This is a genomic window from Snodgrassella sp. ESL0324, assembly GCF_013344955.1.
Lineage (GTDB): Bacteria > Pseudomonadota > Gammaproteobacteria > Burkholderiales > Neisseriaceae > Snodgrassella > Snodgrassella alvi.
The window spans coordinates 77,000-90,105 of sequence record NZ_JAAEDS010000008.1; the positions used below are offsets into that span (position 1 = coordinate 77,000).

Annotated in this window: 6 protein-coding genes; all 6 read left to right on the top strand. The window is 45.8% G+C overall.

Annotated elements, in window-relative coordinates; all coding sequences use genetic code 11:
- The first annotated feature begins 156 nt into the window (after window positions 1–156).
- Window positions 157–4,338: a DNA-directed RNA polymerase subunit beta gene (rpoB, locus tag GYY70_RS01795; RefSeq protein ID WP_174831063.1), complete on the top strand. Its 4,182-nt coding sequence runs from the start codon at window positions 157–159 to the stop codon at window positions 4,336–4,338.
- Window positions 4,339–4,398: 60 nt separating this feature from the next.
- Complete coding sequence (gene rpoC, locus GYY70_RS01800; RefSeq protein ID WP_096766339.1) at window positions 4,399–8,574, top strand: DNA-directed RNA polymerase subunit beta'; 4,176 nt, start codon at window positions 4,399–4,401, stop codon at window positions 8,572–8,574.
- A 202-nt stretch (window positions 8,575–8,776) separates the two neighbouring features.
- Window positions 8,777–9,148 (top strand): 30S ribosomal protein S12, encoded by a 372-nt coding sequence (gene rpsL, locus GYY70_RS01805; protein ID WP_025329900.1) that lies wholly within the window; start codon window positions 8,777–8,779, stop codon window positions 9,146–9,148.
- Window positions 9,149–9,240: 92 nt separating this feature from the next.
- Window positions 9,241–9,711 carry a 30S ribosomal protein S7 gene (gene rpsG, locus GYY70_RS01810; RefSeq protein ID WP_025329901.1) on the top strand — a complete coding sequence of 157 codons (471 nt, stop codon included), beginning with the start codon at window positions 9,241–9,243 and terminating at the stop codon, window positions 9,709–9,711.
- An 18-nt stretch (window positions 9,712–9,729) separates the two neighbouring features.
- A complete protein-coding gene (fusA, locus tag GYY70_RS01815; protein WP_025329902.1) occupies window positions 9,730–11,832 on the top strand; it encodes an elongation factor G in 2,103 nt (700 codons plus the stop codon).
- Window positions 11,833–11,915: 83 nt separating this feature from the next.
- Window positions 11,916–13,106 carry an elongation factor Tu gene (tuf, locus tag GYY70_RS01820; RefSeq protein ID WP_025329891.1) on the top strand — a complete coding sequence of 397 codons (1,191 nt, stop codon included), beginning with the start codon at window positions 11,916–11,918 and terminating at the stop codon, window positions 13,104–13,106.

Genomic DNA, 13,106 nt, shown 5'->3' on the forward strand with positions numbered 1-13,106 from the left:
GGCTACCAGCCTGCTTTCGCTTGTCTACCTCAAGTGATATTTTATAAATATTTACAAAAAAACCATTAATTTACCTAATTTTACTCTTTTGATATTAACAGTTATCTGAGTATTTATAAAACCTTACTTGCCAAACCTCCCTACTGGAGACTGTACATGTCCTACTCTTTTACTGAAAAAAAACGTATCCGTAAAAGCTTTGCCAAACGTGCAAATGTATTAGAAGTGCCGTTTTTATTGGCTACGCAGTTGGATTCTTATACACAGTTTTTACAGATGGAAACACCCTATGACCAACGCGCTGATGTTGGTCTTCAGGCTGCTTTTCAGTCTATTTTTCCGATCATTAGTCATAACGGTTATGCCCGCCTTGAGTTCACCCATTATGTATTAGGTGAACCAGTGTTTGACATTCCGGAATGTCAGCTGCGTGGTATTACTTATGCAGCTCCGTTGCGGGCACGTATCCGGCTGGTGATTTTGGACAAAGAGTCATCCAAACCTAATGTGGTTAAAGAAGTTCGTGAAAATGAAGTTTACATGGGTGAAATTCCGTTGATGACACCCAGCGGTTCATTCATTATTAACGGTACAGAACGCGTCATTGTTTCACAGTTGCATCGTTCTCCGGGTGTATTCTTTGAACATGACAGAGGTAAATCACATTCATCTGGTAAATTATTATTTTCAGCACGGATTATTCCTTATCGCGGATCCTGGCTTGACTTTGAATTTGACCCGAAAGATTTGCTGTATTTCCGTATCGACCGTCGTCGTAAAATGCCAGTAACTATTTTACTGAAAGCACTTGGGTTTACACCGGAACAGATTCTGGACATGTTCTATGACCGTGAAAGTTATCACCTGTCTAAAGATGGTGTGCATACTGATCTGATTCCGGCACGTCTGAGAGGTGAAACTGCCAAGTTTGATCTGGTAGATAAAGACGGCAAAGTACTGGTACAAAAAGGCAAACGTATTAATGCCAAGAATATCCGTGACATTATTGCTGCAGATATTAAATGGCTGGAAGTTGAACCGGAAAGTCTGATTGGCAAGGTACTGGCTGCTGATGTAGTTGTTCCGGATACCGGTGAAATACTGGCTAAATCCAATGATGAAATCACGGAAGAGTTGCTGGCACAGTTTGATATACAGGGAATCAAAGAAATTTCAACGCTGTATATTAATGATCTGGATCAGGGTGGTTATGTTTCCAATACTTTGCGTACTGATGAAACTGAAGGTCAGCAGGCTGCACGTATTGCTATTTATCGCATGATGCGCCCGGGCGAACCACCAACCGAAGACGCTGTTGAGGCATTGTTTAATCGCCTGTTCTTTAGTGAAGACAGCTATGACTTGTCACGTGTCGGCCGGATGAAATTCAACACCCGTACCTATCAGCAAAAATTGCTGGAAGCACAGCAAGAGTCATGGTATGGCCGTCTGATGACACAAACTTTTGCCAATGCTGATAAAGAAGGCAATCATGTACTGACTATTCCGGATATTGTATCCGTAATTGCTACACTGGTTGAATTGCGCAACGGACATGGTGAAGTAGATGATATTGACCATTTGGGTAACCGTCGCGTACGTTCTGTGGGTGAGTTGGCTGAGAATCAGTTCCGTAGTGGTCTGTCACGTGTAGAACGTGCCGTTAAAGAACGCCTGAATCAGGCCGAATCAGAAAATCTGATGCCGCATGACCTGATTAATGCCAAACCAGTTTCTGCTGCAATCAAAGAGTTTTTCGGATCCAGTCAGTTGTCTCAGTTTATGGATCAGACTAATCCATTGTCTGAAGTCACCCATAAACGCCGTGTATCTGCATTGGGACCTGGTGGTCTGACCCGTGAGCGTGCCGGTTTTGAAGTGCGTGACGTACATCCGACTCATTACGGTCGTGTATGTCCGATTGAAACACCTGAAGGTCCGAATATTGGTTTGATTAATTCGCTGGCAGTTTATGCCCGTACTAATAAATACGGCTTTCTGGAAACCCCTTATCGTCGAGTTGTCGACGGTAAAGTAACCAATGACATTGATTATTTGTCTGCTATTGAAGAAGGTCGTTTTGTTATTGCCCAGGCGAATGCCGATCTGGATAAAGACGGCCGGATTATCGGTGATTTGGTAACCTGCCGTGAAAAAGGTGAAACCATAATGGCAACACCGGATCGCGTACAGTATATGGACGTGGCTACCGGTCAGGTGGTTTCAGTAGCGGCTTCACTGATTCCGTTCCTTGAACATGACGACGCCAACCGTGCTTTGATGGGTGCCAACATGCAACGTCAGGCAGTACCTTGCCTGCGTGCTGAAAAACCATTGGTTGGTACCGGTATTGAACGCTCTGTGGCTATTGACAGTGCTACAGCTATTGCGGCCAGTCGCGGCGGTGTTGTGGAATATGTGGATGCAAACCGTGTCGTAGTACGTGTTAATGATGACGAGGCTACTGCTGGTGAAGTGGGTGTGGATATTTACAATCTGGTGAAATTCACCCGTTCTAACCAGTCAACCAATATTAATCAGCGTCCTGCCGTACAGAAGGGTGATATTATCCAGCGCGGTGATGTTATTGCGGATGGTGCTTCTACTGATTTAGGTGAGCTGGCACTGGGTCAGAATATGACTATCGCCTTCATGCCATGGAATGGTTATAACTATGAAGACTCAATTCTGATTTCAGAACGTGTCGTTGCCGGTGATCGTTATACTTCAATTCATATTGAAGAATTGAATGTGGTATCCCGTGATACCAAGCTGGGCGCCGAGGAAATTACCCGTGATATTCCGAATTTGTCTGAGCGTATGCAAAATCGTCTGGATGAATCCGGTATCGTTTACATTGGTGCTGAAGTAGAGGCCGGTGATGTACTGGTAGGCAAGGTGACACCTAAAGGTGAAACTCAGCTTACACCGGAAGAAAAACTGTTGCGTGCTATTTTTGGTGAAAAAGCCAGTGATGTAAAAGATACTTCACTGCGTATGCCTACCGGCATGAGTGGTACTGTTATTGATGTTCAGGTATTTACCCGTGAAGGTATTGAACGCGATAAACGTGCTAAGGCGATTATCGATGCAGAACTGAAACGCTATCGTCAGAATCTGACTGATCAGTTGCGTATTTTCAATGATGATGCTTTTGACCGTACTGAACGCCTGATACTGGGACAAAAAGTCAATGGCGGACCATTGAAACTGGCTAAAGGTGCAGAAGTTACTAAAGAATATCTGGCTTCATTGCCGAGCCGTCATGACTGGTTTGATATTCGTCTGAGTGATGAAAGTATTGCTAAGCAGGTGGAACTGATTAAGGAAAGTTTGCAGGCCAAGCATGAAGAATCAGATGCTCTGTATGAAATCAAGAAGAAAAAACTGACACAAGGTGATGAATTACAGCCGGGTGTACAGAAAATGGTTAAGGTGTTTATTGCCATTAAACGTCGCCTGAAAGCCGGTGACAAAATGGCCGGCCGTCATGGTAATAAAGGTGTGGTATCCCGCATTCTGCCGGTTGAAGACATGCCTTACATGGCTGACGGACGCGCTGTGGATATCGTACTGAATCCGCTCGGTGTACCAAGCCGTATGAATATTGGTCAGATTCTGGAAGTACATCTGGGCTGGGCTGCCAAAGGTATTGGTGAGCGTATTGACCGTATGCTGACAGAAAAACGTGCTGCTGATGATATTCGTGCTTTCCTTGAAAAAGTGTACAACAGCAGTGGTAAGAAAGAAGATTTATCGCAGTTTAATGACGATGAAATCATCAATCTGGCTCAGCATTTGCGTAAAGGTATGACTGTAGCTACACCAGTATTTGATGGTGCGGAAGAATCCGAAATCAAAAATATGCTGGCACTGGCTTATCCAGAGGATGATCCGGAAATTCAGAAACTGGGCTTTAATGATACCCGTACGCAGATGACACTGTATGATGGTCATACTGGAGAAGCCTTTGACCGTAAGGTGACTGTGGGTGTAATGCATTATCTGAAACTGCATCATCTGGTTGATGAAAAAATGCATGCTCGTTCTACTGGTCCGTACAGTCTGGTCACTCAGCAGCCGCTGGGTGGTAAAGCTCAATTCGGTGGCCAGCGTTTTGGTGAGATGGAAGTTTGGGCACTGGAAGCTTATGGTGCTGCTTATACTCTGCAGGAAATGTTGACTGTGAAATCAGATGACGTCACCGGTCGTACCAAAATGTATGAAAACATTGTTAAAGGCGAGTACAAGATTGATGCTGGCATGCCGGAATCATTCAATGTGTTACTGAAAGAGATTCGCTCTTTAGGCCTGGATATGGATTTGGAACGTTACTAACCGACACCGGTCGTATACAGTGTGTGAAGCATACTGTATACGGCATCGTCAGGAGCAAATATGAAAGCTTTATCAGACTTATTTAATCCGCTGCAAAATGCCAGTGCCGAAGAAGAATTTGACGCAATTAAAATCGGCATTGCTTCGCCGGATACCATTCGTTCTTGGTCGTACGGTGAAGTGAAAAAACCGGAAACGATTAATTACCGTACTTTTAAACCGGAACGTGACGGCTTGTTTTGTGCCAAGATTTTTGGCCCGATTAAAGATTATGAATGTTTGTGTGGTAAATACAAACGCCTGAAATTTCGCGGGGTAACCTGTGAAAAATGTGGTGTGGAAGTAACCTTGTCCAAAGTACGCCGCGAGCGCATGGGACATATCGAACTGGCTGCACCGGTTGCGCATATCTGGTTTTTGAAATCTTTGCCATCCCGTCTGGGTATGGTATTAGATATGACTTTGCGTGACATTGAACGTATTCTGTATTTTGAAGCTTATGTGGTAACTGATCCGGGGCTGACTTCATTACAGCCGCGTCAGCTGCTCAGTGAAGAAGAATACATTACCAAATATGAAGAGTCCGGCGGCGATTTTGAAGCCAAGATGGGTGCTGAAGGCATTCGCGATTTACTGCGAGCCATGGATATTGCCCATGAGGTTACTGTATTGCGTCAGGAACTGGATTCAACCAGTTCAGATACAAAAATTAAGAAAATTGCTAAACGACTGAAAGTTCTGGAAGCATTCCAGCGTTCCGGTATGAAACTGGAATGGATGATTATGGATGTGCTGCCAGTACTGCCACCGGATTTGCGTCCGCTGGTACCGCTGGATGGCGGCCGTTTTGCTACTTCTGATTTGAATGACCTGTATCGTCGTGTCATTAATCGTAACAATCGTTTGAAACGCCTGCTTGAACTGCGTGCACCGGATATCATCGTACGCAATGAAAAACGTATGTTACAGGAAGCGGTAGACTCATTACTGGATAATGGTCGTCGTGGTAAAGCCATGACTGGTGCTAATAAGCGTCCGCTGAAATCACTGGCAGATATGATTAAAGGTAAGGGCGGTCGTTTCCGTCAGAATCTGCTGGGTAAACGTGTCGATTACTCCGGTCGTTCTGTGATTACCGTTGGTCCGTACCTGCGTCTGCATCAGTGCGGTTTGCCGAAGAAAATGGCTTTGGAACTGTTCAAACCCTTTATTTTCCATAAACTTGAACAGTTAGATCCGACAGTAACTACCATCAAAAAAGCCAAAAAGATGGTGGAACAGGAAGAGCCGATTGTATGGGATATTCTTGAAGATGTTATTCGTGAACATCCGATTCTGCTCAATCGTGCGCCAACCTTGCACCGTTTAGGTATTCAGGCATTTGAGCCGATTCTGATTGAAGGTAAGGCAATTCAGCTGCATCCGCTGGTATGTACTGCATTTAACGCCGACTTTGACGGTGACCAGATGGCTGTGCACGTACCACTGAGTCTGGAAGCACAGATGGAAGCGCGTACCCTGATGCTGGCTTCGAATAATGTATTGTCACCAGCTAATGGTGAACCAATTATCGTACCGTCACAGGATATCGTATTGGGTCTGTATTATATGACCCGCGACAAAATTAATGGTAAGGGTGAAGGCAGCCTGTTTGCTGATGTAAAAGAAGTACACCGTGCCTACCAGACTCGTCAGGTAGAGCTGGGTACTAAAATTACTGTACGTTTGCGTGAATGGGTGAAAAATGGTCAGGACGAATTTGTACCAGTAGTTAACCGTTATGAAACTACTGTCGGCCGTGCTCTGCTGTCAGAGATTCTGCCAAAAGGTTTGTCTTTCGATCATATTAATAAAACGCTGAAGAAAAAAGAAATTTCTAAGCTGATTAATGCTTCATTCCGTCGCTGCGGATTGCGTGATACTGTCATTTTTGCTGACCACCTGATGTATACCGGTTATGCATTCTCAACTCGTGCCGGTATTTCAATCTGCGTTGACGATATGCTGGTGCCTGAAAGTAAACCACAGTTGCTGGCTGAAGCTAATGCTGAAGTTAAAGAAATTGAAGACCAGTACCGTCAGGGTCTGGTAACCAATGGCGAACGTTACAATAAAGTAGTCGATATCTGGGGCCGTACTGGTGACAAGATTGCCAAAGCGATGATGGATAATCTGTCTACTCAGAAAGTAGTTGACCGCGAAGGTAATCTGGTTGATCAGGAGTCATTCAACTCAATTTACATGATGGCTGACTCCGGCGCCCGTGGTTCTGCCGCTCAGATTAAGCAGTTATCAGGTATGCGTGGTTTGATGGCGAAACCAGATGGTTCCATTATTGAAACACCGATTACTTCTAACTTCCGCGAAGGTCTGACAGTATTACAGTACTTTATTTCTACTCACGGTGCCCGTAAAGGTCTGGCTGATACGGCATTGAAAACCGCTAACTCCGGTTATCTGACTCGTCGTCTTGTTGATGTGACACAAGACTTGGTGGTAGTAGAAGATGATTGTGGTACCAACGACGGTTTTGTGATGAAAGCAGTGGTACAGGGTGGTGATATCATTGAATCATTACGTGATCGTGTGCTGGGACGTGTTACTGCTGAAGATGTAGTTGACCCGACCAGTGGTGAAACTTTAGTTGAAGCAGGTACGCTGCTGAATGAAGGTCTGGTTGATCTGATTGATAACTCAGGTGTCGATGAAGTTAAAGTACGTACTCCGATTACCTGTAAAACACGTCATGGATTGTGTGCCAAATGTTATGGCCGAGATCTGGCGCGCGGTAAACTGGTCAATGCCGGTGAATCTGTTGGTGTGATTGCTGCTCAGTCTATTGGTGAGCCGGGTACTCAGTTAACTATGCGTACCTTCCACATTGGTGGTGCTGCTTCACGAGCTGCAGCTGCTAGTCAGGTAGAGGCTAAATCTGGTGGTACGGTTCGCTTTTCCAGCCAGATGCGTTATGTAGCCAATAACAAAGGTGAACTGGTCGTTATTGGTCGTTCATCCGAGATTGTGATTCATGACGATATTGGTCGTGAGCGTGAACGCCATAAAGTACCTTACGGTGCATTATTGCAGGTAAAAGATGGTGGTGTAGTGAAAGCCGGTCAGACACTGGCTACATGGGATCCGCATACCCGTCCGATGATTACCGAGTTTGCCGGTCGTGTCCGCTTTGAAAATATCGAAGAAGGCGTTACTGTAGCTAAACAGACCGATGATGTTACCGGTTTGTCTACACTGGTAGTTATTGATGGTAAACGTCGTTCCTCTACTCAGTCTAAACTGTTGCGTCCGACAGTAAAACTGCTGGATGACAAAGGCGAAGAAATTCGCATGGCAGGAAGTGAAACCGCTGTTTCCATGGCCTTCCCGGTTGGTGCGGTGATTACTGTACGAGAAGGACAGGAAGTAGGTAAAGGTGATGTACTGGCACGTATTCCTCAGGCTTCATCCAAAACCCGCGATATTACCGGTGGTCTGCCGCGTGTAGCTGAATTATTCGAAGCACGTACTCCGAAAGATGTGGGTATGCTGGCTGAAGTAACTGGTACTGTTTCTTTCGGTAAGGAAACCAAGGGTAAACAGCGTCTGATTATTACTGATGCAGACGGTGCTGCTTATGAAACCCTGATTTCCAAAGAAAAACAGGTGCTGGTACATGATGGTCAGGTGGTGAATCGCGGTGAAGTGATTGTAGATGGTGCAGTCGATCCGCATGATATTCTGCGTTTGCAGGGTATTGAGGCGCTAGCTCGTTATATCGTGCAGGAAGTACAGGAAGTGTATCGTCTGCAAGGTGTGAAGATTTCCGATAAACATATCGAAGTGATCATTCGCCAGATGCTGCGCCGGGTAAATATTGCCGATGCCGGTGACAGTCACTTCATTACTGGTGAGCAGGTTGAACGCGGTGATGTAATGATTGCCAACGAGAAGTTGCTGGCGGAAGGTAAAGAACCGGTACGCTTTGACAATGTATTGCTGGGTATTACTAAAGCATCATTGTCTACCGATTCGTTTATTTCTGCTGCATCCTTCCAGGAAACTACCCGTGTGCTGACTGAAGCGGCTATCATGGGTAAACGTGACGATTTGCGCGGCCTGAAAGAAAACGTAATTGTTGGTCGTCTGATTCCGGCCGGTACCGGACTGACTTACCATCGCAGTCGCCGCCAGAAATGGCAGGAGCAGTTGGCTGCTGAAGCTGCAGAGAAAAGCGAATAAGCTTTAATATCTGTTGTAAATAAAACCGCTGAAAGCCATTCAGCGGTTTTATTTTGCACATGGTTTTATATAGTTGTTTTTTCAACAGATATAAAGCGTTTAAAGTTTGATTATCTTGACCGTAATAAAGCAGGAATGCTAGAATACCCGTTTTGCCGGCATGGTGCCGGCATATATTGACTCAACAGGATAAAGAGAAAATATGCCTACTATCAACCAATTGGTACGTAAAGGACGTCAGGCTCCGGTTTACGTCAACAAAGTACCTGCTTTAGAGGCTTGTCCTCAAAAACGTGGCGTATGCACCCGTGTATACACCACTACTCCGAAAAAACCAAACTCAGCGCTGCGTAAAGTATGCAAAGTGCGTCTGACCAACGGTTATGAAGTGATTTCATATATCGGTGGTGAAGGCCACAACTTGCAGGAACACAGCGTAGTACTGATTCGCGGCGGTCGTGTAAAAGACTTGCCGGGTGTGCGTTACCATACTGTACGCGGTTCTCTGGACACTGCAGGTGTTAAAGACCGTAAGCAGTCCCGTTCTAAATACGGTGCTAAACGTCCTAAATAATCGGACGCATCGGCAGATCATCTGTCGAGTAAGTGAATATTTACATAAATATTCGCGGGCTATGCCCAGCTGAATAGTTTAAGGAAATTGAAATGCCAAGACGTAGAGAAGTCCCAAAACGTGACATATTGCCAGATCCGAAATTCGGCAGTATCGAATTATCCAAATTCATGAATGTGCTGATGATTGACGGTAAAAAATCTGTAGCAGAACGCATTGTATACGGCGCTCTGGAACAGATTGAAAAGAAAACCGGCAAAGAAGCCATTGAAGTGTTTAACGAAGCCATTGCCAATGCCAAACCGGTGGTAGAAGTAAAAAGCCGTCGTGTTGGTGGTGCTAACTATCAAGTTCCTGTTGAGGTTCGTCCTGCCCGTCGTCTGGCTCTGGCCATGCGCTGGGTACGCGATGCGGCTCGTAAACGCGGTGAAAAATCCATGGATTTGCGTCTGGCTGGTGAATTAATTGATGCGGCCGAAGGTCGCGGCGGTGCATTGAAAAAACGTGAGGAAGTACATCGCATGGCTGAAGCCAACAAAGCCTTCTCTCACTTCCGCTTCTAATGCAGAAAGGCAATTATCGTGGCTCGTAAAACCCCTATTGAGCAATACCGCAATATCGGTATTTCTGCACATATTGATGCTGGTAAAACCACCACTTCAGAACGTATTCTGTTTTACACCGGCATGACTCACAAACTGGGTGAAGTACATGACGGTGCAGCCACCACCGACTGGATGGAGCAGGAACAGGAACGTGGTATTACCATTACCTCTGCTGCTGTTACCACCTTCTGGAAAGGTATGGCAGGTCAGTTTAAAGAACACCGTTTAAATATTATTGATACCCCGGGACACGTAGACTTTACTGTTGAAGTAGAGCGTTCTATGCGTGTACTGGATGGTGCGGTAATGGTTTACTGTGCTGTGGGTGGTGTACAGCCTCAGTCTGAAACTGTATGGCGTCAGGCCAATAAATACAAAGTGCCTCGCCTGGCTTTTGTAAATAAAATGGACCGTCAGGGTGCCAACTTCTTCCGTGTGGTTGAACAGATGCAGACCCGTCTGCGTGCCAATCCGGTACCGGTTGTCATTCCGGTAGGAGCTGAAGACGGTTTCGAAGGCGTGGTAGATTTGCTGAAGATGCAGGCTATCGTATGGGATGATGCAACTCAGGGTTTGAAATTTGAGTATGCTGATATTCCTGCTGACCTGAAAGACGTTGCCGAAGAATGGCGCGAAAAAATGGTTGAAGCTGCAGCAGAAGCCAACGAAGAACTGATGGAAAAATACCTCGGCGGTGAAGAGCTGAGCGAGGAAGAAATCGTTGCTGCCCTGCGTGCACGTACACTGGCCGGTGAAATTCAGCCTGTACTGTGCGGTTCAGCATTCAAGAATAAAGGTGTACAGCGTCTGCTGGATGCTGTGGTTGAGTATCTGCCAAGCCCGACAGACATTCCGCCGGTAGCCGGTGAAAAACCGGATGGTGAAAAAGACAGCCGTAAAGCTAGCGACGATGAGAAATTCTCTGCGTTGGCATTTAAACTGATGAACGATAAATACGTTGGTCAGCTGACTTTCATCCGCGTGTATTCCGGCGTGGTGAAATCCGGCGATACTGTAGTGAACTCTGTTAAAGGCACTAAAGAACGTATTGGTCGTCTGGTACAGATGAAAGCCAATGATCGTGATGAAATCGAAGAAGTACGTGCCGGTGACATTGCAGCTGTAATTGGTTTGAAAGATGTAACTACTGGTGAAACGCTGTGTGATACTGACGCTCCGATTATTCTGGAACGTATGGAATTCCCGGAACCAGTTATTCATGTAGCAGTTGAACCAAAAACTAAAGCTGACCAGGAAAAAATGGGTCTGGCTCTGAACCGTCTGGCTAAAGAAGATCCGTCTTTCCGTGTGAAAACAGATGAAGAATCTGGTCAGACTATTATTTCCGGTATGGGTGAATTGCATCTGGAAATTATTGTAGACCGTATGAAACGTGAATTTGGTGTAGAAGCCAATGTGGGTGCACCACAGGTAGCTTATCGTGAAACCATCCGTAAATCAGTGGAATCCGAAGCCAAATACGTTAAACAGTCTGGTGGTAAAGGTCAGTATGGTCATGTAGTGATCACTATGGAACCTCTGGAACCGGGTGGTGTAAACTACGAATTCATCGACGAAATTAAAGGTGGTGTGATTCCACGTGAATTTATTCCGTCTGTGGATAAAGGTATTCGTGATACCATGACTAATGGTATTCTGGCCGGTTATCCGGTTGTGGATATCCGTGTGCGTCTGACTTTCGGTTCATACCATGATGTGGACTCTTCGCAAATCGCGTTTGAATTAGCCGGTTCTATGGCATTCAAAGACGGTATGCGCAAAGCTTCTCCGGCATTGCTGGAACCTATCATGGCGGTTGAAGTGGAAACACCGGAAGACTACATGGGTGATGTAATGGGCGACTTGAATCGTCGTCGTGGCATCGTGCTGGGTATGGATGATGATGGTATCGGCGGCAAGAAAGTTCGTGCCGAAGTACCACTGGCAGAAATGTTCGGTTACTCAACCGACCTGCGCTCTGCTACTCAGGGACGTGCTACTTACTCCATGGAGTTCAAGAAATACGCTGAAGCACCAAATAATGTAGCCGAGCAGGTAATTGCTGCACGTAAAGGCTAACTTATTTACCGATAACCTGAAAGTACCTGTACTTTCAGGTTATCATCGTTCTTTAATGATCTTTATTCAAGGAAACTTAGCTCATGGCTAAAGAAAAATTCGAGCGGAGCAAACCGCACGTAAACGTTGGCACCATTGGTCACGTTGACCATGGTAAAACCACTTTGACTGCTGCAATGTGTACCATTCTGTCCCAGAAATTCGGTGGTGCAGCCAAAGCTTATGATCAGATTGACAATGCCCCGGAAGAAAAAGCCCGTGGTATTACCATTAATACATCACACGTAGAATACGAAACCGCAGAACGTCACTATGCACACGTTGACTGCCCGGGACACGCTGACTACGTGAAAAACATGATTACCGGTGCTGCCCAGATGGACGGCGCGATTCTGGTGGTTTCTGCAGCTGACGGTCCGATGCCACAAACCCGTGAGCACATCCTGTTAGCCCGTCAGGTAGGTGTACCTTACATTATCGTTTACATGAACAAATGTGACATGGTTGACGACGAAGAGTTGCTGGAACTGGTAGAAATGGAAATTCGTGACCTGTTGTCAAGCTACGAATTCCCGGGTGATGATGTACCTTTGATTAAAGGTTCAGCTCTGAAAGCACTGGAAGGTGACCAGTCAGACATCGGTGAAGCTTCAATTATGGCTTTGGCAGATGCACTGGACAGCTATATTCCTACACCGGAACGTGCAGTAGACAAACCATTCCTGTTGCCGATTGAAGACGTATTCTCAATTTCAGGTCGTGGTACCGTGGTTACCGGTCGTGTAGAACGCGGTGTAATCAATGTAGGTGACGAAATTGAAATCGTTGGTTTGAAAGACACCCAGAAAACCACATGTACTGGCGTTGAAATGTTCCGCAAATTGCTGGATCAGGGTCAGGCAGGTGATAACGTAGGTGTATTGCTGCGTGGTACCAAACGTGAAGAAGTAGAACGTGGTCAGGTACTGGCAAAACCGGGCAGCATCACTCCGCACACCAAATTCAAAGCAGAAGTATACGTACTGAGCAAAGAAGAAGGTGGTCGTCATACACCGTTCTTTGCGAACTACCGTCCGCAGTTCTATTTCCGTACAACAGACGTAACTGGCGCAGTAAGCCTGGCAGAAGGTGTGGAAATGGTAATGCCGGGAGAGAATGTAACGATAGACGTAGAACTGATTCATCCGATTGCGATGGAAGAAGGCTTACGCTTTGCGATTCGTGAAGGTGGCCGAACAGTTGGTGCCGGTGTGGTTGCTAAAGTTATCGCTTAA